The following is a 21,292-nucleotide window of genomic DNA, read 5'->3' as shown; positions in this document are numbered from 1 at the left end:
TACCAGCTACGCGTATGTAGATTCATATCGCGTTAATAAATCGACTCATGCGTATGCAAAACGCGCAAGTAGCAGCAATAGGCGATTATCGCTCAGGTAGATTTTTGGCACCCTGTTGCTTAATCAAAATTAAGCAACTGTTTAAAACAAAATAGGTCAGGCACTAGGTGCCTGACCTGCAAACTTCTGGTCGGGACGACTGGATTCGAACCAGCGACCCCTTGACCCCCAGTCAAGTGCGCTACCAAGCTGCGCCACGTCCCGAAGCTTTTGTTTGTTGCTCTGCTCTCGCTTGCAACAGGGAGTATAGTAACCCGAAACTTTGTCCTTGTGCAAGAACTTTTTTACAAATTTTGAAGCAAGTCTAAAATTGTATCTGCGAGCTGGGGTTTTGTTAGTACGGGAAGTTCTTGCGTGCCCGCTGTACTCACTATCCAGGCCTTGTTGGTATCGGTCCCAAAGCCCGAATCGGCGCGCGAGACATCGTTGGCGATAATGGCATCGCAACCCTTGCGCACGAGTTTGCGCTGCGCGTACTCCACGACGTTATCGGTCTCGGCCGCAAAGCCGATCACACGGCGATCGCCCTTTTGGCTTGAGAGCTCGGCCAGGATGTCAACGGTCTCGACGAGCTCAATTCGACCCAGGCGCTCGTTGGCCTTTTTGAGTTTATGGTTCGCCGGGGCCGCAGGCGTGTAGTCGGCGACGGCGGCGGCACAAATGGCCGCGTCGGCCGTCTGGAAGGCGCTCAGCGCAGCCTGGAGCATTTCCGCGGCGGTTTGTACGCGCACGCACGCTACACCGCGGGGAACGTCGAGCGATGTCGGTCCCAGCACAAGCGTGACGGCGGCACCGCGGCGCGCGGCCTCCCCCGCCAGGGCGATGCCCATCTTGCCCGATGAACGGTTGCCTATGAAGCGCACGGGGTCGATCGGCTCGTACGTGGGGCCGGCGGTGATTACGATGCGCTTGCCCACAAGGTCCTGAGGAGCGGGGTCGAGCAGCTTGCAGACGGCCTCGACGATGTCCTCGGGCTCGCTCATGCGTCCCGTGTCAACATCGCCGCAGGCAAGGTAGCCGCTACCCGGACCCACAACGTGGACACCGCGCTCGCGCAGCGTGGTCATGTTGGCCTGCGTGGCCGGCGCCTTCCACATGCCATTGTTCATGGCTGGCGCGACCACGATAGGACGCGGCGTGGCAAGCAACGTAGTGGAGATGAGGTCATCGGCGATGCCGTTGGCCATCTTGGCGATGATATTGGCCGTCGCGGGCGCCACGACCACCAAGTCGGGCTCCTGCGCCAGCGAGATATGGTGGATGGGGTCGGAGGGGTCGTCGAACAGACCTACAGCGACCGGCTCGCCCGTGAGCGCGCGAAAGGTGAGCGGGCCTACAAACTCGGTGGCATGCTCGCTCATAACGACCTTGACGCGGGCGCCGCGCTTTTGCAGCAGGCGCACGATATTGCACGACTTATAGGCGGCGATCCCGCCGGTAATGCCCAGCAGGATCGTTTTTCCCTCAAGTTGCATTGAATTGTCGGGTGCCGTCGTCATTGTTAGGCTTCCTTGTTGGGGAGCACGAGCAGGCGGTGGCAGTACGGGCAGTGCGTAATCTCACTACCGTCGTGGTTGAGGTCGCTCATGGACGACGCCTGCAGCGCGGTGTGGCAGACCGTGGGGATGTTGCCCTTGATGGTCTCGACGGCCAGGCCACGGAACTGCTTGAGTAGACGCTCGTAGTCGGTGAGCACGTCGGTCGGCAGCGTGGCGGCAAGCGCGGTGCGCTCCTTGGTGGCGGCATCAATCTGGGCCTGCAGGTCGGCGGCCTTGGCACGGGCGGCCTTGGTGTCGGCCTTCACGCCCTCCTCGAATTTGGCGATGATGGCCTGCGCGCGAGCCTCACGGTCGAGCGCCTCCTTGTGGGCGACAACGACATCCTTGCGGGTGTGCTCAATCTTGTCCAGTCGCTTGGCCAGGGTGGCGAGCTCGTTTTCCAGATCCTGGACCTCGCGGTAGTCAGAGCCGTCGAAGTGGCGTTTCTTGGCGGCCTCGATGGCGTTGTTGGTCTGGATCTCGGTGGTGTTGAGATCGTCCAGCTCAATGTCGAGGTCCTTGCGCTGAGCATAGAGCTTGGTCATTTCGGACTTAAGCTTTACATAGGTTTTGCGCTTTGAGGCGAGCTCCTTGAGCTCCGGCATATTGGCAAGTTCACTCTTGTTGCGGGCGAGCTCCAAATCGATCTGTTGCAGCTTGAGTAGCGTAGCGCCGGCGCTCATAAGTTCTCTCCTTTTGTCACAGTCCACCATTGGCAAGGGTTCAGTATTTTAATCGCATGACGGGGGTCGACCCCGGCGTCAACCGCAGAGTTCATCAAGATATCCACGAACGGCTCCTCGGAGCGATCGTGGCCGAGCAAGATCACGCTCAGCCCGCGCAAGGCAAGATCTTGCGCCACGTGATAGCCCGCCTCGCCCGTCACGATGACATCCGCACCGGCGGCGATGGCAAGCTCGCCAAAGTCGCCGAGGGAGCCGCCCAGAATGGCGACGGTGCGGCACGGGCGCTCGGCATCGCCCCATACGCGTGGGTCGCTGCCAAAGGCCGTGGCAGCACGGGCGGCAAGATCGCACAGCGTGCACGGGTCGTTGAGTGTCGCAAGCGCGCCCAGGCCGGTCGACTCGGGGTCGTCCACGTGCTCCAGCGAGCTATCGGGCACGGCGTCCAACAGCTTACTTAGGCAGATGCGTGCCTCGTGCGAGCGGTCCAGGTTGGTGTGGAGCGAGATAATGCTCACCCCGCAGCGGGCCGCCTCGTAGAGCGCCGCGCTGCACTGGGGGCGCGTTGCGCTGGGCGGGCAAAACGACTCGGGCGCCTTGATGTAGACGGGATGATGCGTGAGCAACACGTTGGCTCCGGCTTCCAAGGCGCGCTGCACGTTGTCCCTGGTAGCGTCAAGCGCGCAGGCAACGCCGCGGATCTCGTCGTCGGGGTCGCCAACGGATAAGCCTACGTGGTCCCAGGGCTCGGCGTCCGTCTTGGGATAGCGTGCCAGCAGGGCGCGCTCGAGCTCGGCGACGATCATGCGGCACCTACGATCGAGAGCAGCGTCTGGGCAAAGTCGTCCAGATCGCTCGGATTCACGCGGTCATCGAAGGAGATGCGCAGTGCGCCCAGCGCCTGCTCGCGACCAATGCCCATGGCGCTGAGCACGTGGCTCGGGTCCATGCTGCCGCTCGAGCAAGCCGATCCGGCCGAAACCTCAAAGCCGGCGGCGTCGAGCTTGATGATGAGCTCCTCGGAGTCCATGCCGTCAATATAGATCGAAACCATGCCGGGCAGACGGTCGGCCTGCGTGTAGTCGCCCATGGTAGCGTGAAAGCGTGGATTGGCCGTAAGCGTGGCGTAGAGCTTGTCGGAAAGGGCTTGCAGCTTCTCGCGCTCCTGAGCCACATGGGGCGCCAGAGACGAGGCGGCAGCGGCAAAGGCCAGCTGCGTGCGCAGGTCCTGCGTGCCGGCACGACGTCCGGCTTCCTGTCCTCCGCCAAAGATGCGGGGGCGCAGCGGCGTGCGGCTTTTTAGGTATAAGGCGCCGGAGGCTACGGGGCCGCCAATCTTGTGTGCTGCAACGGTCATAGCATCGACGCCCAGCTCGGTCACATCGAGCGGAATATGCAGATAGCCCTGGATGGCATCGGTGTGGAACAGGGCACCCGCGGTGTGCGCAGCCGCGGCAAGCTCGCGAATAGGCTGTACCACACCGGTCTCGTTGTTGGCGGCCATGATGCTCACGAGCGCGACGTCGTCGCCCAACAAGTCGCTCAGCTCGGCAGGCTCGATGTAGCCCGCACGGCAGGGCTGCACCAGGTCGACGGTAAAGCCGGCGGCTCGCAGCAGCGGCAGGTTGTCCAGAATCGAATCGTGCTCGATCGCAGACACGATCACGCGCTCGCGCTTACGATCGCGCTGACGAGCACCCTCGGCAAGTCCGAGGAGCGCCAGCTGGTTGGCCTCGGTACCGCCGTTGGTTAGGACGATCTCGGACGGGCGAACGCGCGCGCCAAAGCTGCGGGCGATCTCGCGGCGTGCAACCTCCAGACGTGCGGCAGCCTTGCGGCCGAGCGAGTGCAGCGAGTTGGGGTTGACGCCTGCAAGCTCGCTTTCGTCGTACTCGCGCTGCGCAAGGAGCGCCTCGGCGCGCATGGGCGTCGAGGCGGCATAGTCAAGATTCACGGGTATGCGGTTTTGACCTGCGGTCATAAGGGTTTATGCCTCCTGTGCGGCCTCGTTGCCCAGCTTCTGCAGCAGCGCAACCTCGGCGGCGGGATCTTCGGACTTAAATACGGCGGAGCCGGCTACGAGTACGTTGGCGCCGGCCTTGACGACCTCGGCGATGTTTTTGGAAGAGATGCCGCCGTCGACCTCGATCATGGGCGACACACCGTGGCGCTCGCACATGGCCTTGAGCTCGTGGAGCTTATGCAGCGTGCCCGGGATAAAGCTCTGGCCGCCAAAGCCGGGGTTCACGCTCATGAGCAGCACCATGTCGACGACCTCGATAATGCTCTCGAGCACGCAGACGGGGGTGGCGGGGTTGAGTACCACGCCGGCCTTGACGCCGCGCTGCTGTAGGTGTGTGAGCGTGCGGTGCAGGTGCGTGGAGGCCTCATAGTGCACGGTGATCATATCGGCGCCGGCGTCGGCATACCAATCGACGGTCTCGTCGGGGTTCGACACCATCAGGTGCGCGTCGACCGGCACCTTGGTGGAGCGCTTGACGGCCTTGAGGATTTCGACGCCAAAGGTGAGGTTGCCGGTAAAGTGACCGTCCATGACGTCGAAGTGCACATAGTCGGCGCCGGCGATCTTGTCGAGCTCGCCCTTGAGGTTGGCCATGTCGGCTGAGAGGACGGACGGAGCGATTTTGATGGAACCCATGGTAGTAGCCTTTCTGCGCTAGTCGGTGAGTCCGTAGAACTCTTGAGAGGGGACGCGGTCGGTAAGGATCTCGAGCGCCCTATCCAAAGTAACACCGTTGTAGAGCGTTTGCTCCACGGCAAAGGTGAGCGGAATGTCTACGCCCAGCGAACGGGCGAGCTCGCTCACGCTGCGGGCGGCGACGGCGCCCTCGACCACCATATGCGTGCGCGCCTGGTACTCGTCGAGCGATACGCCGTGGGCAAACTCGTAGCCGAAGGTGCGGTTGCGCGAATGCTCGGAGGTGCAGGTGGCAATAAGGTCGCCCATGCCGGCAAGACCCATACAGGTCATGGCCTGGCCGCCGCGGGCGTGCACCAGTCGGCTGATTTCTGCCAGGCCGCGCGTCATGATAAGGGCGAGCGTGTTGTCGCCTGCGCCGGTACCGGCGGAGATGCCGCACACGATGGCGATGACGTTTTTCATGGCGCCGCAAACCTCGACGCCGGTCATGTCCTGCGACAGATAGATGCGGAAGGCCGTGGATAGGAGCAGGTCCTTAAAGGTCTCCCCTACCTGCGAGTCTTTGCTGGCGATGACGGCGGCGGAAAGTCCGCCGCGGCATATCTCCTCGGCATGGTTGGGGCCCGAGAGCGCCGCCACACGCATCTCGTTGCCGATCTCGCTGGCGATGACCTCGCTCATGAGCATGCCGGACTCGGGCTCGATGCCCTTGGTGAGGCACAGGACCGGAGTTTCGGTATCGATAAACGGCGCTGCCCGATGGCACACGTCGCGCAGGTGCATGGAGGGCACGGCAAAGATGATCGCATCGGCACCGTCGAGCGCTCGCGACAGGTCCGTGGAGGCGACGACGTTGCCGGGCAGCTCGTAGTCCACCAGATAGCGCGGGTTGCGGTGCTCACCGTTAATGCCGGCGGCCGTCTGCTCGCTGTGGGCCCACATGGTCACGCGCTCGGCTCGCGCGGCGGCAAGGCCGGCGACGGCGGTTCCCCAGGAGCCGGAGCCAATCAGCGCAACATTCATGACTCTCTCCTACTTATCGTCGGGCTCGGTGACGCGCTTGGTAAACGAGAGCTTGGATTCCTTACCCGTCATGAGCTTTTTGATGTTCGCGCGATGGGCCCACACCACGGTGATGCCGATCATCGCCATGCAAAACTTGAGGCCCAGGCTGCTGTACGGAAAGACCGCGCAGGCGGCGATGGGAAGACCGATGGCCGCGGCAAGCGAGCCCACCGACACATACTTGGTGATGGCGACGGCCACGATAAACATGCCCAGTAGCGAAAGTCCGATGGGCCAGTACCAGGCCAGTATGACGCCCAGCCCCACGGCAATGCCCTTACCGCCGTGGAAGTTGAGGTAGGGCGAGAAGATGTGTCCCCACACGGCAGCCAGGCAAATGACGCCGAGCATCCAGTCGCCGGCGGCACCGGGAGCCATGATGCTCACCGGGAAGGCATAGCCCACGCTCGCGATGAGCGGACGCGCGATAAGGACGCAGATGGCGCCCTTTAAGCAGTCGAGCAGCAGCGTGAGCGCGGCGACCTTGGGACCGGCTACGCGCAGGGCGTTGGTGGTGCCGATGTTGCCGGAGCCCGCCTTGCGAATATCCGTGTGGTTGAACACACGGCCCAGGATCAGGCCAAACGGAATCGCTCCGATAAAGAACGAGACCACGGCGCAGATGGCGGTCAGCAGAATCGGATTATGCATCCTTTTGCTCCTTCTTCCTAAAGAAGAGTCGAATGGGCGTGCCGGCAAAATCGAAGGTCGAGCGCATGCGGTTCTCCACGTAGCGCTGGTAGGTGTCGTTGACCAGGTCGCTGTGGTTGACGAAGAACGTAAACGTCGGCGGGTTGACGCCCGTCTGGGTCACGTAGTGCATGCGCAGGCGACGCTTGCCGTCCACCACGGTGTGGCCAAACTCGCGCAGGTCGGTGAGGAAGGTGTTGAGGCGCGAGGTACTGATCTTTTGCGAGCGCGTCTTCTCGGCAGCGTCGACCATCGCCCAGATCTTCTCGACGCCACGGCCAGTCAGGGCCGAGATGCGCAGGTACTGGGCCCAGGGAGCCATGACGCCCAGACGGCGGTCGACGGTCTCCATGCAGGCCTCGCGCTTGCGGTCGTCGTCGAGCAGGTCCCACTTGTTGAGCAGAACGACGATGGCGCAGCCGCGTTCGATGGCCAAGCCCATGACCTTCTGGTCCTGCTCGGTAACGCCTACGGAGGCGTCGACGACGAGCAGTGCCACGTCAGCACGGTCGATGGCGCGCAGGCCGCGGACCATGGAGTAGTACTCGATGTTCTCGTACACGGTGCTCTTCTTGCGAATACCCGCGGTGTCGACCATGCGGTAGTGCTTGCCGTTGCGCTCCACGACGGTGTCGATGGCGTCGCGCGTCGTGCCGGCGATGTTGGACACGATAGAGCGGTCGGCGCCCAGGATACGGTTGAACAGCGACGACTTACCGGCGTTGGGGCGGCCGATGATGGCGACGTTCAGCGCGTCGGGGAACTCATCGGCGACCTCGTCCTCTTCCTCGGGGAGCAGGGCCACGATGTCGTCGAGCAGGTCGCCCGTGCCGTGGCCGTGTAGGGCCGAGAGCGGCGTTGGCTCGCCGATGCCGAGCGAATAAAACTCCCAGATGCTGTCGTTTTCGCGATCGGGGTTGTCGAGCTTGTTCACCAGCAGAAAGACCGGCTTGTCGCAGCGCTTGAGCATGCGGGCGACCGACTCGTCCTCCTCGGTGACGCCGGTGCGGCCGTCGACCACAAATAGGATGACGGCGGCTTCCTCGGCGGCGGCGAGGGCCTGGTCGCGGATGGACGTGGCAAAGACGTCATCGCTCTTGAGCGGCTCGATGCCACCCGTGTCGACGATGGTGAACTCGCGGCCGTTCCAATCGGCCGTGTGGTAGGAGCGGTCGCGCGTTACGCCGCGGGACTCATGGACGATGGCGTCCGAGGTCTGGGCCAAGCGGTTAACGAGCGTGGACTTGCCCACGTTGGGGCGTCCGACGACGGCGACGATAGGTTTCATCTGCACTCCTTTAATGGGTAGGGTCAGCGGAATTAGTAGAGCCTGCGGGCACAATGCCAAGGATATGCTCCAGGGTATCGAGCAGCTCATGCGGCATGGTCGACACCACATGAACCTCGGCGCCGCGAGCTTCAAGGCTTGCGAGTAAATCGTCACGATGATACTCGTCAAGCGTCATGCCGTCAGCGTTGAACATGACCTTAGGCACAAAGAGCATAACCCCCAAGAGGTCCTGCGGCAGCTGCTCCAGAATGTCGCAGGCGACGATGAGGCCGGTCACATCCACGTTGCCGCCAAAGTAACGGTTTTCGATAGCGGTGACGGTGCCGGCAAGGCCCCGTGGCGACTCCACAAAGCGCGCCACGGTGTCGCGCGCGCTGGTGCCGGAGAGGCACAGGAGGCGCTGGTTGCGCCCGGCGATTGCCTCGCGGACGCGGGCCAGACGCTCGGCGTCGGCGGTGAGCACATCGTCGGTCTCGTCCAGATACGAGCGGATCATACCGATGCCGTCGTAATACTGCGGGTAGCCGTCGTAAAAATCGGCCTGGGGTGGCTCGATGCCGGCGTCCAGATAGAACTCATCGCTCATCTGGAAGGTGTGGCGGCCAAAGCGCTTGTAGGCACGATCCTGGAAGGGACGGATCATGGCAATGGTTTCGCGCGCGAGCTCAGGTTTGTCGCTGTATGACCAGGTAAAGCGGTTTTGATGCTTGGTAAAGCCCAGCGGCACAATGCCCAGGCTGGTGATCTGCTCGTGTTCCTCGCAAAAGCGTAGGGTCTTTTGCAGCTCCTCGCCGTCGTTCATGCCGGGACACAGCACAATCTGCGCGTGGATCTCGATGCCGGCGGCCATGATGGCCTCGAGCACGTCCATGCCGCGCTGGGCGTTGCGGCCCATCATGCGGCGGCGGACGTCGGGGCTTACGGCATGGACCGACACGTTCATGGGACTCATGTTGCGTTGGATAACGTTTTGCACGTCCTCGTCGGAAAGGTTCGTGAGCGTGACAAAGTTGCCCTGCAAAAAGCTCAGGCGGTAATCATCGTCACGAATGTAGAGCGTTGAGCGGCCGCCCTTGGGCAGCATGGTCATAAAGCAGAACACGCAGGCGTTTACGCAGGTACGCATGCCGTCGAAGATGGGGCCATCGAACTCCAAGCCCCAGTCCTCGCCGGGAAAACGGTCGAGCTCCACGGGGGTGACGGTGCCGTCGCTCGGGTCGAGAACCTCAAGTTCGACGGTGTCCTCGTCGGCCTCCCAGAGCCACACGATCATGTCGGTGAGTGCCTCGCCGTTGACCGTGAGCACGCGCATGCCCGGCTCGATACCCACATCCCATGCGGGCGATTCGGGACGCACGTTCTTTACGAGCGCGCCCTCACCCGGCTTGGGGTCGCGGCTGCGCCCGTAATCGGCCACCTCGGCGGCGTATGCGGGTACGGTCTGGTCCATGATTAGCGACAAAGCTCCTTGATGCGCGCAACGGCGCGTTCGATGTGTTCTTGCGGCGTTGAGGCTCCGGCGGTGATGCCGATGCGGCGCGCGTTGGCAAACCATGCGGCCTCAAGCTCGGATGCTTCCTCGATGTGATGGGTGTGCTCGCAGACATCGGCACAAATCTGTGCCAGGCGGCGCGTATTGCCCGAATTTTTGCCGCCCACGACGACCATGCAGTCGCAGCGGTTGGCAAGTGCAGCGGCCGCCTGCTGGCGCTCGCTCGTGGCAGCGCAGATCGTGTTAATCACACGCAGCTCCTGCACGCGCGGGGTGATGGAGGCCACTACCTCGGCCAGGTTCTGCGCGGTTTGGGTGGTCTGCACAACCAGGCCCACCTTGCCCTTGAGCGGCAGCGCGTCCGCATCGGCGGCGCAACTCACGACCTGCGCGTCATCGCCGGCGTGGCCCAGGATGCCCTCGACCTCGGGGTGGCCCGGCTCGCCCACGACAATCACACGGTAGCCCTCGCGCACCAGGCGCTCGGCCGCCACATGGACCTTCTTGACGTAGGGGCAGGTGGCATCGACCACGGTAAGGCCGCGCTCGCGAGCAGCCTCGATGACCTGCGGCACCACGCCGTGCGCGCGAATGACCACGGTGCCCGACGCGGCGTCGTCCAAGGTGTCTGCCAGACCGACGCCTGCCTCGGCGAGCTCGCGCACCACGATGGGGTTATGGATAAGCGGACCCAGCGTGTGGACCTGAGCGCTCTCCCCTGCCTGCGGCGCGGCGGCCAGTGCCATGTCGAGCGCGCGCTGTACGCCGTAGCAGGTACCGGCATGCGCTGCGATCTCGATGGTGGGGGCGGCGGCCTGGTCGGACGCGGTCGCGGCGGTATTCATGACGTGCTCGCCCATGGCTAGAACCTGCCGGGGTGCTCGGTGCACAGGTCGTCGCGCATGGCGTAGACGCGGTTCATGGCCTCGGACTCAAACCATGCCAGGCGCTCCTTGCGCTTGAGCTCGGCCGGTGCATCGGATAGCGAGATGGCCTTGCCGGCACGAATCCAGCACTTTTTGGGGCGCATGAGCTTTTTGCCCGCAGGCGTGATATCGGACCAGCCGCAGATGGCGAGCGGGTTGACGGGTGCCTTGCCCATCTGGGCGATAAGCGCAAAACCGCCGTGGACCTCGGGCTTAATCTCGCGCGAGCGGATGCGCGTGCCCTCGGGGAAGATCAGGACGTCCTCGCCGCGCTGCAGCGCATGCTGGGCGGCACGCAGGCACTTCATGTCGGCGGTGCCGCGCTCGACGGGAATGCCGCCCACGCGGCTAAAGGCCCAGCGCACGATCTTGCTCTTGGCAAACTCGGACTTAAAGATGGGGCGAACGCGGCGGCCGCCAAAAAACAGCGCCGTCTCTACAGCCAGGAGCTCGGCCATCGAGGTGTGGTTGCAGATGACCACGCTGCCGCGGCCTTCCTGGCGCTCAAACAGCAGGTCGCTGTCCTCTACCTTCCAGCGCCACATGAGCTTGGAGAAGACCCACAGGATGCCCATGACCACGAAGACGGTGCCACGGATGAGCACGGGGAACTCGGCATAAGGCGCGTTGTAGTAATCCTCGGGCGTCTGCTTAAACAGGCGCATGAGCTACCTCCTTTGGTTGATGAGGTCCTCGATTATCGAGACGACCTCGTCGATGGTATGTGCGGTGGAGTCGACGTGCACCGCGTCCTCGGCGGGCACAAGCGGCGCGACCTCACGGCTGCTGTCGAGCTTGTCGCGCTGCTTGAGGGCGTCGAGCGTCTCATCGACCTCGGCCTCGAGCTGCTCTTCGGTGGGCGGCTGGGCATCGTTTTGGTGGCGCTGCAGCACGCGGCGACGGGCGCGCTCGCGCGGGTCGGCGGTCAGAAAGACCTTGACCTGCGCGTTGGGGAACACGACGGTGCCGATGTCGCGACCCTCGGCCACGATGTCGCGGTCCTCGGCGGCGCGACGCTGATGGATGAGCATGGCCGCGCGTACGCCCGGGTAGGCCGAGACCTTGGAGACGTTGGCGTCCACCTGCGGGGTGCGAATGGCAGCCGAGGCGTCCGCGCCGTCGATGGTCAGGCGCGTGTCCTCGCCGGTGCCGTTTGTAAAGCGGATCTCGATTTGCTCAGCGAGGGCGTCGATGGCCGCCTCGTCGTCCAGATCGATGCCGCGGTCGAGCGCGGCGAAGGTGACGGCGCGATACATGGCGCCCGTGTCGAGCTTGTTAAAGCCCAGCTGGCGGGCGATCTCCTTGGCGATGGTGGACTTGCCGGATCCGGCGGGGCCGTCGATGGCGACGATCATGCAATGCTTCCTTTCGGTGGTTGACGTGCTGGTATGGGACGCGGGCGCTGCTTGCTGGCGGACTGGCTAGCCCGTGTAGCGCTCGCGGTAGGTGTTGCGCTTGGGCGCGGAGCCGTGGCTGCCGTGGTGGCGCGTGCGGGTCGCCGGCGCAGCGCCGCGCTTGGCGCCGGCCTGCTTGGGCGGGATGCCGCCGGCCTTGAGGATCTGCACCTCGCGGTCGGTGAGCTCGCGCCACGAGCCCTTGGCCACGTCCTTGAGCTCCAGGCCGGCAAAGTTGCAGCGGTGCAGGCGGATCACCGGGTGGTGGATCTTGCTCAGCATGCGCTTGACCTGGTTCTTGCGCCCCTCGCGGATGATGACCTCCACGGCGGTTGTACCGGGCTTCACACCCTGCGGGGCCACCGCCTCGGCCTCGCGCGCGGTAATGACGCGGCAGATCGCCGGCTGGCACAGGCCGTCGTCGAGCTCGATGCCGCGGCGCAGCGGTTCCAAGTCGCGATCGGTCAGGTGGCCGTCCACCAGCGCCTGATAGGTCTTGTAGACGTGCTTGCTGGGGTGCAGCAGGTCCTGCGACAGGTCGCCGTCGGTGGTAAAGAGCAAAAGGCCCGTGGTGTCGCGGTCCAGGCGACCCACCGGGAACAGGCCCGGAAAGCGGTCGCGCGGGACCAGGTCGGCCACGCAGGGGCGCTCCTGCGGATCGCTCATGGTGGTGAGATAGCCGGTCGGCTTGTAGAGCATCAGGTACACGGCGCCCTGGTTGAGCTTGACGGGCATGCCGTCAACCTCGATATGGTCGCGGTCCACATCGACCTTGGTGCCCAGTTCGGTCGCGACCTGGCCGTTGACGGTCACGCGGCCGGCGGTCATCAGGTCCTCCGAGCCGCGGCGGCTCGCCACGCCCGCGCGCGCCAAAAAGCGCTGCAGGCGCATGGTGTGCGGGTAGACGGGCTGGGCATCGGTCGCGGGTGCGCCCGTGGCACCGGCGACGCGCGTCTCCCCTGCCTCGTTAGTCCTCGTCATGCGTATCCTCCGCAGCGTCGTCGGTGGCAAGTGTTTCCTCGCCACCGACTGCCTCGACATCCTCAACATCGGTATCCAGCAGCTCGCGCTCTTCGTCCAGGTCCTCGACCTGCTCCTCGAGCGTAGACTGAATGCTGCGGCCGCTCAGGCGCTCGCGGATAAACTGGCGCGACTGCTCGTCGGGGGCAAACTGCTCCAGATCGGGCAGGTCGCGGGTGGAGCGCAGACCGAACTTCTCCAAAAAGGCGTTGGTCGTGCCGTAAATGATGGCCTGACCGCGCTGGGGGTCGCGACCGAGCTCGCGCACTAGACCCTTGTCAACGAGCGACGCGATGACGCCGTCGGAGTTGACGCCGCGGATGCCCTTGACCACCTCGCGCGTGACGGGCTGGTGGTAGGCGATCACAGCAAGAGTCTCGAGTGCCGCCTGCGACAGTTTTTGCGTATCCCAGCTCAGCACATAAGCTTCGACCACGTCATGGTAGGCGGGATGCGTAAACAGGCGCCAGCCGCCGGCAACCTCGCGCAGCTGAAAGCCGCGATTGGCCTCCTCGTACTCAACTTTGAGCTCGGCCAAAAGCGACGCACACTCGCCCGGGGCGATATCCAGCGCATCTGCCAGCGCGGGCGCGCTCACCGGATCGCTCGAAACCAGCAGGAGCGCCTCGAGGGCGCCTTTGAGGCTGTTTGCCTCTAGCGTAGAAAAGGTTGACATGGTTGCCGCTCCTATTCGGTGAGCTCGGGGCCCTCGCCGGGCACGTAGGCCTCGGCGCCCTCGACGCGGTTGATGCGGATGGTTCCAAAGATCTCGTCCTGGCTCAGGGTGAGCGAGCCGCGCTTGGCGAGTTCCAGCATGGCCAGGAAGGTGACGACGAGCTGCTCGGTGGTGGCGTCGCCGTCCAGCAGCTCGCGGAAGGTGCAGGTTTGGTGCGCCATGGTAAAGCGGTCGACCGAGGCCACCGTCAGGTCGAGCGGTACGCGATGCGGCGCCACGTGCTCGGCCTCCAGCAGGAAGGTCTGGCGCTTGCCGTCCAGGTCGGCGCAGATGACGGCGAGGCCGCGCAGCGTGATACCGGCCAGGTAGTCGGGCATAAGGCCCAAAAACTCGGGGTCGGGGCCGGCCACGCGCGGATGCATGCGGCTTTCGGCCTGCATGCGCGCGCCAAGGGCCGCCGCCGCGCCCTTAAACTGCTTGTAGGCGATCAGGCGCTGGATCAGGACCTCGCGCAGGGCGTCGCCGTCGAGTGCGCTGAGCTCTTCGAGGTCTTCGTCAATCTCGTCATCGTCGACGGATTTGCTGGGGGCCTCCTGGGGCACCAGCGAGACGGCCTTGATGTCTAAAAGGGTTGCCGCGACCAGTAAAAAGTCGCTCGCCACGTCCAGGTCCAGCGCCTCAATACGCTCGACCTCGGCAAGGTACTGCTCGGCCACCTCGCTGATCGAGATGGCGCCGATATCAACTTTTTGGCGGGTTACCAACTGCAGCAGCAGGTCGAACGGTCCGCTGTAGACCTGCGTCGACACGCGATACGACATCTTCGACCTCCTTTGACGGCGCCTTCGCGGCGCGGTTTGGGTGCATGTTGCGACCGTTTTGCACGGTCGACCTGTAAGTTTACCCTAGATGCCGGCGATTGCGAAGTTAAGCAGCTGCCCAGCGAGCGGATACACGGTAACGTCGAAATACCGCCCGATCACATCGATGCCGGTCCACATGGGCAGCAGATACAGCACGATGATAAGAATCGGCATGGCGTATTGCTGAAGTTGGTAGTAGTTGGCGAGTGCCTTGCCTTTGAGAAACGGCACGATGATCGACGAGCCGTCGAGCGGCGGAATCGGAATAAGGTTAAAGAACGCAAGCGACAGGTTGACCACGATAAAGGTGGCGCCAAAGTTCATGATTTGGGACGCTACGGCAAAGGACATGCTGGTGTAGAGGTTGCCGTATGCTGCGTGCATGAGGGCCGCGGCAAGGCATGCCAGTGCGATGTTCGATGCGGGACCGGCCGCGCTCACCAAGACCTCGTCGCGCTTGGGGTGCTTGAGGTTGCTGAGGTAGACGGGCACGGGCTTGGCGAAGGCGAACACCGGGCCACCGGCCGCGAGCATGAGCAGCGGTAGGATGATGGTGCCAAACGGGTCGATATGGTTGAGCGGGTTGAGCGAGACGCGGCCGCGCGAACGGGCCGTTTTGTCGCCGAGTGCCCAGGCCGCGGCGGCGTGTGCGCTCTCGTGGATCACGATGCCCACGATGACGGCGACGGCGCTCGCGAGCAGGTTCATGAGGTAGCTACTGGACATGGCGCTCCCCTAGCGGACGCGGCGCGAGGCGCGCGTGAGCAGGTAGTCGGCCACAAACAGGATGACGGCCACGATGGCGTAATCCAGGCGGAACACGCCGCCAAAGGGCGATGTGATGACGCCATAGCCGGCGATGGCGGTCGGCAGCGCGCGAGAAAGCTCAACGACAAAGCCCACGATCTGCAGCTTGGCGGTGAGGCCGCTAAAGCACAGCAGCACAGTCATCGCGCTCATAAAGATGCCGCAGATGCGGCACGCGATGGCTATGATGCTCATCGCCACGGCAGCGGCCTTACGAGAGTTCACGCGCGGTCTCCTCTTCGATCTGGGTGGAAAGCTCCAGCCATTCGTCCTCGAGCTTGGGCAGCTCTTGCTTAAGCCCGTTATATTCCCCCAGGGCGGCGTTGAACTTATCCTGATCGGCATAAAGCTCTTCGCTTGCCATCAATTCCATAAGCTCGTCATAGCGGGCGCGCTTTTTGTCCAGCTCTGCCTCGATCTTCTTGAGCTGGTTGCGCACGCCCTTGAGCTTTTTGTTGAGCGCGGCGCGGGCCTGGGCCTCGGCACGCTTTTGCTCCTTGGTCTTTTTGCCCTCGGCCGGCTTAGGCGCTGCGGCGGGGGTATCGGCCTGGGCGGCGCTGGCTTTGGTGGGCTTGGTCGCGGAAGGTGTGCTCTCCCCTGCAGCCTCGGCGGCGGCGCGGGCCGCGAGGTCCTCGCGCTTGTAGAGGTAGTAGTCGTAGTCGCCGTCATAGACCGTGACCTTGCCATCGCGGATGTCGATCACGCGGTTGGCCACGGCTCGCACCAGGTGCTCGTCGTGGCTAATCAGCACGATGGTGCCGGGGAAGTTTTGCAGGGCGTTCTCGAGCATGTCCACCGAGTCGATGTCCAGGTGGTTAGTGGGCTCGTCCAGGCACAGAAGTGCCTCGGGGGCAACGAGCATCTTAGCCAGGGCAAGACGCGCCTTTTCGCCGCCGGAAAGAACGCGAACCTGCTTTTCGATAGAATCGTTGTCGCTAAACAGGAAGGCGCCCAGTAGGCTGCGCTGCTGCGGCACGGTCCACTTGGGCGTGACGGTGTCGATCTCTTGCAGGACGGTGTTGGACTCGGTCATGCCTTCGAGCGCGTGCTGGGCGTAATAGGCCACGCCCACGTTGGTACCCAGGTCGCGCGCGCCGGTAGTGGGCGGCTCCAGGCCGGCGATGATCTTCATGAGCGTGGACTTGCCGGCGCCGTTGGGGCCGACGAGCGCCACGTGCTCGCCGCGGTAGAGCTTGAGGTCGATGTCGCTGTAGATGTGCTTGTCGCCGTAGGACTTGGAGACGCCCTCCAGGCTCACGACCATATCGCCGGAGCGCGGCGGGTCGGGGAACTTAAAGTCGATGTGCTTGTGGCCCTCGGGCAGGATGACGAGCTCCTTTTTGATTTGCTCGATCTTGCGGATGCGCTCCTGCGCCTGGGCGGCCTTGGTGGGCTTGTAGCGGAACTTGTCGACGAAGACCTGCATGTGGGCGATGTCGCGCTCCTGGGCGGCACGCTTGGCGCGCATCTGCTCCAGGTTGTCCTCGCGCTGCTTGAGGTAGCTGCTGTAATTGCCGGTGTAGGTGGTCACGCGGCGGTTCTCGAGCGCGGCGACGTGGTCGACGCAGGCGTCCATAAAGGCGCGGTCGTGGCTGACGATGAGCACGGCGCCGTCGTAGTTGGCGATAAAGCCGCGCAACCACTGGACGCTTTCGAGGTCCAGGTGGTTGGTGGGCTCGTCCAGAAGTAGCAGGTCGGGATGACGCAGGAAGAGCTTGGCCAGCGCGATGCGCATCTGCCAGCCGCCCGAGAACTCGGAACACGGGCGCTCAAAGTCGGTGACCTTAAAGCCCAGACCGGACAGGATCTTGCGGGCATTGCTTTCGAGCTCGTAGCCGCCCAAGTGCTCAAAACGGTCCTGGACCTGGCCGTACTCGTTAAGGAGCGCGTCGACGTCCTTGCCCTGCTCGGAGAGCTCGGTGATCTGGGCCTGAAGCTCGTTGGCGCGCTCACCCATGCGGCGGATTTCCTTGGCGGCGGCCATGACCTCGGCGAGGATGGTCGTGTCCTTGTGCTCCAGGTTGGTTTCCTGCTCGAGGTAGCCCACCTGACAGTCCTTGGAGTACTGGACCTGGCCGGCGTCGGGGCTGTCGATACCCATGATGATTTTGAGCATGGTGGTTTTGCCTGCGCCGTTGGGTCCCACGAGCGCAAAGCGTTCGCCGGGGTTGATCTGAAAGGACGCGCCGCTAAAGAGGACGCGCGCGCCGAAGCTTTTTTCGATCTTGTCGACCAGGAGGATCATGGTGCCGCCTTTGACCTTGTGTGCCTATATGAAAAAAGGCCCCAACTTGCGTTGGAGCCTCATTCAATGCTCGGGTGGAGACGAGGGGGATCGAACCCCTGACCTCTTGACTGCCAGTCAAGCGCTCTCCCAGCTGAGCTACGCCCCCGTGCGAAGAAGTACTATACGGGAACTCCCCCGCCGATGCAAGGACAATTTCGGAAAAATCTTTCGGCGGCGGGGCCGGGGATACGGTACGGGCTCGGGAGCGAGGGGCCCGCGACGCCCGATCCGGCCCGCGGGGGCGCGCCCCGCGGGCGGCGGCGTGGCCGCCGCCCTCCCTCCCGGCGCCCTTGGGACATCTCGAGTCCCGCCGGCCGCCGTTTTTTCGCTTCCGCGGCGCGGGCCGCCACCCGCCCAACGGCCATCCTGCCGGCACCAGGCCCATTATCGGGACCAATCGCGCCCCCGCCCACCCGGCGATCTCAAAACCATGCCGGTTTACGGGGCCAGGCCGGGAACCCTCGGGCATGCCGTAATCTGTAAAATCAAAACCGCAGGTAGACGAGTTGCGAATTTCGTGAAATGCAGGGTATGGACGGCCGGTCCGGGTCCAGCCCCGTAATCCGGCATGGTTTTGAAATGGCACCAGTTCGCCGATGGTTAACTCTATTTGCAGTCTTGGGATAATGGCTTGAACAATTCCCATCCAGTGATATTTCTTGTGATGCATCTTGATTGTCAGGGAATACCGGGTGTTAAAAACATGGCTTGATCGTGCGTTGTGCGACATGCTTGTGCATGGTAGTATTTCAAATCGTGATTTAACCCGATGGGAAATGAATTTCCATTGTTGAAATTATTATCACAGTACATAAGGGCTCTTGGCGCAACGGTTAGCGCAGGGGACTCATAATCCCTGGGTTCTGGGTTCGAATCCCGGAGGGCCCACCAGAGTATTTCGAGGCCGGGCAACACGCCTGGCCTCTTTACATTGCGTTGACGCCTTATTTTGGCCTGCAATGGCGTAGGGCGTTAATTTCATTCATATTTGCAATTTAGGATGGATTTACTTCAACAGCCACTAAGTAAAGATAAACTGTAGGACGATTGATATGAAAAAAGGCCCCAACTTGCGTTGGAGCCTCATTCAATGCTCGGGTGGAGACGAGGGGGATCGAACCCCTGACCTCTTGACTGCCAGTCAAGCGCTCTCCCAGCTGAGCTACGCCCCCGTGCGAAGAAGTACTATACGGGAACTCCCCCGCCGATGCAAGGACAATCTCGGAAAAACTTTCGGCGGCGGGGCCGGGGATGCGGTACGGGCTCGGGAGCGAGGGGCCCGCGGTGCCCGATCCGGCCCGCGGGGGCGCGCCCCGCGGGCGGCGGCGTGGCCGCCGCCCCCTCTCCGGCGCCCTTGGGACATCTCGAGTCCCGCCGGCCGCCGTTTTTTCGCTTCCGCGGCGCGGGCCGCCACCCGCCCAACGGCCATCCTGCCGGCACCAGGCCCATTATCGGGACCAATCGCGCTCCCGCCCGCCCGGCGATCTCAAAACCATGCCGGTTTACGGGGCCAGGCCGGGAACCCTCGGGCATGCCGTAATCGGTAAAATCAAAACCGCAGGTAGACGACTTGCGAATTTCGTGAGATGCAGGGTATGGACGGCCGGTCCGGGTCCAGCCCCGTAATCCGGCATGGTTTTGAGATGGCACTAATTAACTGGCAGGCAAACAAGGTTGTTCTAGTATCTCGTTGCCGGCTAATTCCCGATTTCCAACCAGTTGCACAAAACATTTGCTCGCAGTCGCGTCTCGGCGCGCTTCATCGCCTCGGATTTGGCTTTATATCGAATCCCCAAACGACTGCAGACGCTTTTGACTATGGTGTCTAGCTGGTTTTTGTCGTTAAGCATATCGTGGGTTACCAGGAACACGTCGAAACCCATGCTCTGGAGCGCAGTCATACGTTCCGCATCGTGGTCAAGTACCGCGCCTGATCCATGGATGACTTCACCTTGAATCTCGATAATTACTGCCTTCATTAGCATTGGGTTTACAATCACGATGTCGCCGTAGCAGACCTTTTGACCTGCGATACTTTGGGCTGCCTCGGATAGAGGGGTTAAATCGTTGAGATATACGTATCTGAAACCTGAACCACCTAGACGTCGAGAACGACTTAGGAGCAGGACCCCCGCGACCTCGAGTGGAGATGCAGCAATGCCGATAACCTGTTGAGCGGCATCATAAAACTGCTTTCCCCACATTTGACTTTTGACCTTATCGGCGAATCGATGCAGGTCGCTCAGTTCGATAAGCGGCTTTCTCATCCAAAGAGAAGTACCTTTGAGTTTCGTAACCTCTCTTCCATCCTCACGCTTGTTCGATTGGCCTTCATTATCTGGGACCTTAACGGTTGCGTGGGCATAAACTCGTTTCCAAGGAACCTCGTCTTCGCCTTCTCCAAGTTCGAACAGATCCTGCGTGCTGGAATTGCGATTCTCCTCTTCTGCCATTTTTAGCTGCATTTCGGCAGCGGGAGTTGGCTCGAAAACAGAAAACCAGCCGCATAGTTCGTACATAGCCAGCACGAGATCTATTTGAGACACAAAGCGTGTCATAGTAAATAACGTGTTAAGCGGATTGGTGACACTAAAGCCTAAATGAGTGTCGATTGTTGTGCCGGCATCCGATGCCCCTTCCCAGCGAACAGTAGAGCGCAATCCCGAGTGGTGATTACAACAACCTGGCGAAGCTATAGCGATAATCGGGGTCTTGAGGACGTCGATTACAAAGGGCGATTGAGATAGAGCTCGCCAGCCGTCTTCGGAGTTGGGCAGGCGCGGGTAGAGATCGCGCACCTGCGGCGGGCAGCGCCAGTAGCGGAATGCGGTGTTTGCGCAGACGACTTCGTCCATTTGCGCCTCCCCTGGTTTCGGCCGCGGGCCGTGCGGATCACGGGCATGGCCGATTATCTACTGGGCCATCATGCGGGTAAGTACCGGAAGCAAACCAATAGCTTGACGAGTTCTGCCGAAAATCCCTCGTGCAATACAATTCCGCTGGAAGGAGCCCTGGTTGTGTGGTCCATGTCTCCACATTTGCGCTCGAAACAGATGGGGAATTCAATGGAAATACGCATGCGTTTTATACAAAACATGCGATAGCATCAGCAAAAAGGGCGCGAAAATAATGACGCCTTAGACGACTACGATCCGATTTTAGTGTCAGTTTTTGTGTCACCCTTGGTGTCAAGACGATATGAGAAAGCCATTTGGGTCGCCTCCCCCGCGGCGCAGCTTCTTTTCGCGGGCTCGGGATGCCACAATGGGCTTTGAGTATCGGCCCGTGCGGTAGCCCTTACCGCACCTGCGGGGAGGAGGCTTCCCATGCCCCATGTTACCTCCATCGGCCTGGACGTCCACGCGCGATCGGTCGCCGCCGCGGCGTTCAACCCCTTCACCGGCGAGGTGGTGCACCGTGACTTCGGGACGGACGCCGCCGAGATCGCGGAGTGGGCTCTCGGGTTCGAGGAGCCCAGGGCCTGCTACGAGAGCGGCCCCACCGGCTTCCACATGGCGCGCGAGCTGCGCGCGCTCGGCCTCGACTGCGCCGTGGCCGCCGTCTCCAAGATGCAGAGGCCGGCGGCGGACGCGCGCCGCAAGAACGACCGGCGCGACGCCGAGTTCATCGCCCGCATGCTCGCCACCCACAACATCGTGGAGGTCCCGCTGCCCGATGCGGCCGTCGAGGCCGCCCGGGACCTCGACCGCGCCCTCGACGACGCCACGGCGGAGTACCGCCGCGCCAGGCAGCGCCTCAACATGTTCCTGATCAGGCTGGGCCACGTCTGGGACGAGCGTGTTAGCGCTAATCTAAAAATGACCACTTTCGCAAACGT

Annotated in this window: 20 protein-coding genes and 4 tRNA genes; 2 read left to right on the top strand and 22 right to left on the bottom strand. The window is 62.7% G+C overall.

Going from position 1 to position 21,292, the window contains the following annotated elements:
• Window positions 1–187: 187 nt before the first annotated feature.
• The 20 genes from ACQRC0_RS00120 to ACQRC0_RS00025 all read right to left on the bottom strand — a co-directional run bounded on the left by ACQRC0_RS00120 (window position 188) and on the right by ACQRC0_RS00025 (window position 17,560).
• Window positions 188–264 (bottom strand) — tRNA-Pro (locus ACQRC0_RS00120).
• Window positions 265–344: 80 nt separating this feature from the next.
• On the bottom strand, window positions 345–1,559 hold the full coding sequence (coaBC, locus tag ACQRC0_RS00115) for a bifunctional phosphopantothenoylcysteine decarboxylase/phosphopantothenate--cysteine ligase CoaBC (RefSeq protein ID WP_427726756.1): 1,215 nt from the start codon (window positions 1,557–1,559) through the stop codon (window positions 345–347).
• A 2-nt stretch (window positions 1,560–1,561) separates the two neighbouring features.
• Window positions 1,562–2,281: a zinc ribbon domain-containing protein gene (locus ACQRC0_RS00110; protein ID WP_427726754.1), complete on the bottom strand. Its 720-nt coding sequence runs from the start codon at window positions 2,279–2,281 to the stop codon at window positions 1,562–1,564.
• Entirely contained in the window at window positions 2,278–3,087 is an 810-nt protein-coding gene (locus tag ACQRC0_RS00105; RefSeq protein WP_427726752.1) for a Nif3-like dinuclear metal center hexameric protein, read from the bottom strand. The genes ACQRC0_RS00110 and ACQRC0_RS00105 overlap by 4 nt, the downstream gene beginning before the upstream one ends.
• Window positions 3,084–4,262, bottom strand: coding sequence for a cysteine desulfurase family protein (locus tag ACQRC0_RS00100; protein ID WP_427726750.1), 1,179 nt, complete (start codon window positions 4,260–4,262; stop codon window positions 3,084–3,086). Before ACQRC0_RS00100 ends, ACQRC0_RS00105 begins: the two co-directional genes overlap by 4 nt.
• A 6-nt stretch (window positions 4,263–4,268) precedes the next feature.
• A complete protein-coding gene (gene rpe / locus ACQRC0_RS00095; protein WP_427717430.1) occupies window positions 4,269–4,940 on the bottom strand; it encodes a ribulose-phosphate 3-epimerase in 672 nt (223 codons plus the stop codon).
• An 18-nt stretch (window positions 4,941–4,958) separates the two neighbouring features.
• Window positions 4,959–5,966 (bottom strand): NAD(P)H-dependent glycerol-3-phosphate dehydrogenase, encoded by a 1,008-nt coding sequence (locus ACQRC0_RS00090; protein WP_427726748.1) that lies wholly within the window; start codon window positions 5,964–5,966, stop codon window positions 4,959–4,961.
• A gap of 9 nt (window positions 5,967–5,975) precedes the next feature.
• Window positions 5,976–6,659 (bottom strand): glycerol-3-phosphate 1-O-acyltransferase PlsY, encoded by a 684-nt coding sequence (gene plsY, locus ACQRC0_RS00085; RefSeq protein WP_427717425.1) that lies wholly within the window; start codon window positions 6,657–6,659, stop codon window positions 5,976–5,978.
• Window positions 6,652–7,986 (bottom strand): ribosome biogenesis GTPase Der, encoded by a 1,335-nt coding sequence (gene der / locus ACQRC0_RS00080; protein WP_427726746.1) that lies wholly within the window; start codon window positions 7,984–7,986, stop codon window positions 6,652–6,654. The genes plsY and der overlap by 8 nt, the downstream gene beginning before the upstream one ends.
• 10 nt (window positions 7,987–7,996) lie before the next feature.
• The gene (locus ACQRC0_RS00075; protein ID WP_427726744.1) at window positions 7,997–9,439 is read right to left on the bottom strand and encodes a DUF512 domain-containing protein; all 1,443 of its coding nucleotides are present in this window, start codon (window positions 9,437–9,439) and stop codon (window positions 7,997–7,999) included.
• Window positions 9,440–9,441: 2 nt separating this feature from the next.
• Window positions 9,442–10,341 carry a 4-hydroxy-3-methylbut-2-enyl diphosphate reductase gene (locus ACQRC0_RS00070; protein ID WP_427726742.1) on the bottom strand — a complete coding sequence of 300 codons (900 nt, stop codon included), beginning with the start codon at window positions 10,339–10,341 and terminating at the stop codon, window positions 9,442–9,444.
• Between the two features lie 2 nt (window positions 10,342–10,343).
• On the bottom strand, window positions 10,344–11,072 hold the full coding sequence (locus ACQRC0_RS00065; RefSeq protein WP_427726740.1) for a lysophospholipid acyltransferase family protein: 729 nt from the start codon (window positions 11,070–11,072) through the stop codon (window positions 10,344–10,346).
• A gap of 3 nt (window positions 11,073–11,075) precedes the next feature.
• A complete protein-coding gene (gene cmk, locus ACQRC0_RS00060) occupies window positions 11,076–11,762 on the bottom strand; it encodes a (d)CMP kinase (RefSeq protein ID WP_154516475.1) in 687 nt (228 codons plus the stop codon).
• Between the two features lie 66 nt (window positions 11,763–11,828).
• Entirely contained in the window at window positions 11,829–12,782 is a 954-nt protein-coding gene (locus ACQRC0_RS00055) for a pseudouridine synthase (RefSeq protein WP_427726738.1), read from the bottom strand.
• The gene (gene scpB / locus ACQRC0_RS00050; RefSeq protein ID WP_427726736.1) at window positions 12,769–13,497 is read right to left on the bottom strand and encodes an SMC-Scp complex subunit ScpB; all 729 of its coding nucleotides are present in this window, start codon (window positions 13,495–13,497) and stop codon (window positions 12,769–12,771) included. The genes ACQRC0_RS00055 and scpB overlap by 14 nt, the downstream gene beginning before the upstream one ends.
• An 11-nt stretch (window positions 13,498–13,508) precedes the next feature.
• Entirely contained in the window at window positions 13,509–14,318 is an 810-nt protein-coding gene (locus ACQRC0_RS00045) for a segregation and condensation protein A (RefSeq protein ID WP_427726734.1), read from the bottom strand.
• 84 nt (window positions 14,319–14,402) lie between these two features.
• On the bottom strand, window positions 14,403–15,086 hold the full coding sequence (locus ACQRC0_RS00040) for a site-2 protease family protein (RefSeq protein ID WP_427726731.1): 684 nt from the start codon (window positions 15,084–15,086) through the stop codon (window positions 14,403–14,405).
• A gap of 9 nt (window positions 15,087–15,095) precedes the next feature.
• Complete coding sequence (locus ACQRC0_RS00035; RefSeq protein ID WP_370450603.1) at window positions 15,096–15,392, bottom strand: hypothetical protein; 297 nt, start codon at window positions 15,390–15,392, stop codon at window positions 15,096–15,098.
• Entirely contained in the window at window positions 15,379–17,412 is a 2,034-nt protein-coding gene (locus tag ACQRC0_RS00030) for an ABC-F family ATP-binding cassette domain-containing protein (RefSeq protein ID WP_427726729.1), read from the bottom strand. The genes ACQRC0_RS00035 and ACQRC0_RS00030 overlap by 14 nt, the downstream gene beginning before the upstream one ends.
• A 75-nt stretch (window positions 17,413–17,487) precedes the next feature.
• Window positions 17,488–17,560: transfer RNA gene (locus tag ACQRC0_RS00025), tRNA-Ala, on the bottom strand.
• A gap of 709 nt (window positions 17,561–18,269) precedes the next feature.
• Between ACQRC0_RS00025 and ACQRC0_RS00020 the strand changes: the two genes are divergently transcribed.
• Window positions 18,270–18,345, top strand: a tRNA-Ile gene (locus ACQRC0_RS00020).
• Window positions 18,346–18,553: 208 nt separating this feature from the next.
• Here the strand turns inward: ACQRC0_RS00020 and ACQRC0_RS00015 are convergent.
• Together ACQRC0_RS00015 and ACQRC0_RS00010 are read right to left on the bottom strand one after the other, a co-directional pair.
• Window positions 18,554–18,626 (bottom strand) — tRNA-Ala (locus ACQRC0_RS00015).
• 525 nt (window positions 18,627–19,151) lie between these two features.
• Window positions 19,152–20,309, bottom strand: coding sequence for a hypothetical protein (locus tag ACQRC0_RS00010; protein ID WP_427726727.1), 1,158 nt, complete (start codon window positions 20,307–20,309; stop codon window positions 19,152–19,154).
• 471 nt (window positions 20,310–20,780) lie between these two features.
• Here ACQRC0_RS00010 and ACQRC0_RS00005 point away from each other — a divergent pair.
• Window positions 20,781–21,292, top strand: a 512-nt coding sequence (locus tag ACQRC0_RS00005) for an IS110 family transposase (RefSeq protein WP_427726725.1), incomplete at its 3' end; no start/stop codon positions are given.

Origin of the sequence: Collinsella sp. SGI.033 (assembly GCF_050315135.1) — a bacterium.
Lineage (GTDB): Bacteria > Actinomycetota > Coriobacteriia > Coriobacteriales > Coriobacteriaceae > Collinsella.
The sequence above is the reverse complement of the archived record's forward strand: the minus strand, read 5'-3'. Positions and strand labels throughout refer to the sequence as shown.

Excerpts from the sequence above, each read along its gene's own strand:
- ACQRC0_RS00105 (WP_427726752.1), bottom strand. The coding sequence starts at position 3,087 with ATGATCGTCGCCGAGCTCGAGCGCGCCCTGCTGGCACGCTATCCCAAG.
- ACQRC0_RS00075 (WP_427726744.1), bottom strand. The coding sequence starts at position 9,439 with ATGGACCAGACCGTACCCGCATACGCCGCCGAGGTGGCCGATTACGGG.
- ACQRC0_RS00065 (WP_427726740.1), bottom strand. The coding sequence starts at position 11,072 with ATGCGCCTGTTTAAGCAGACGCCCGAGGATTACTACAACGCGCCTTAT.
- scpB (WP_427726736.1), bottom strand. The coding sequence starts at position 13,497 with ATGTCAACCTTTTCTACGCTAGAGGCAAACAGCCTCAAAGGCGCCCTC.
- cmk (WP_154516475.1), bottom strand. The coding sequence starts at position 11,762 with ATGATCGTCGCCATCGACGGCCCCGCCGGATCCGGCAAGTCCACCATC.
- ACQRC0_RS00090 (WP_427726748.1), bottom strand. The coding sequence starts at position 5,966 with ATGAATGTTGCGCTGATTGGCTCCGGCTCCTGGGGAACCGCCGTCGCC.
- ACQRC0_RS00030 (WP_427726729.1), bottom strand. The coding sequence starts at position 17,412 with ATGATCCTCCTGGTCGACAAGATCGAAAAAAGCTTCGGCGCGCGCGTC.
- ACQRC0_RS00010 (WP_427726727.1), bottom strand. The coding sequence starts at position 20,309 with ATGGACGAAGTCGTCTGCGCAAACACCGCATTCCGCTACTGGCGCTGC.
- ACQRC0_RS00040 (WP_427726731.1), bottom strand. The coding sequence starts at position 15,086 with ATGTCCAGTAGCTACCTCATGAACCTGCTCGCGAGCGCCGTCGCCGTC.
- coaBC (WP_427726756.1), bottom strand. The coding sequence starts at position 1,559 with ATGACGACGGCACCCGACAATTCAATGCAACTTGAGGGAAAAACGATC.
- ACQRC0_RS00045 (WP_427726734.1), bottom strand. The coding sequence starts at position 14,318 with ATGTCGTATCGCGTGTCGACGCAGGTCTACAGCGGACCGTTCGACCTG.
- ACQRC0_RS00110 (WP_427726754.1), bottom strand. The coding sequence starts at position 2,281 with ATGAGCGCCGGCGCTACGCTACTCAAGCTGCAACAGATCGATTTGGAG.
- der (WP_427726746.1), bottom strand. The coding sequence starts at position 7,986 with ATGAAACCTATCGTCGCCGTCGTCGGACGCCCCAACGTGGGCAAGTCC.
- ACQRC0_RS00055 (WP_427726738.1), bottom strand. The coding sequence starts at position 12,782 with ATGACGAGGACTAACGAGGCAGGGGAGACGCGCGTCGCCGGTGCCACG.
- rpe (WP_427717430.1), bottom strand. The coding sequence starts at position 4,940 with ATGGGTTCCATCAAAATCGCTCCGTCCGTCCTCTCAGCCGACATGGCC.
- ACQRC0_RS00070 (WP_427726742.1), bottom strand. The coding sequence starts at position 10,341 with ATGGGCGAGCACGTCATGAATACCGCCGCGACCGCGTCCGACCAGGCC.
- ACQRC0_RS00100 (WP_427726750.1), bottom strand. The coding sequence starts at position 4,262 with ATGACCGCAGGTCAAAACCGCATACCCGTGAATCTTGACTATGCCGCC.
- plsY (WP_427717425.1), bottom strand. The coding sequence starts at position 6,659 with ATGCATAATCCGATTCTGCTGACCGCCATCTGCGCCGTGGTCTCGTTC.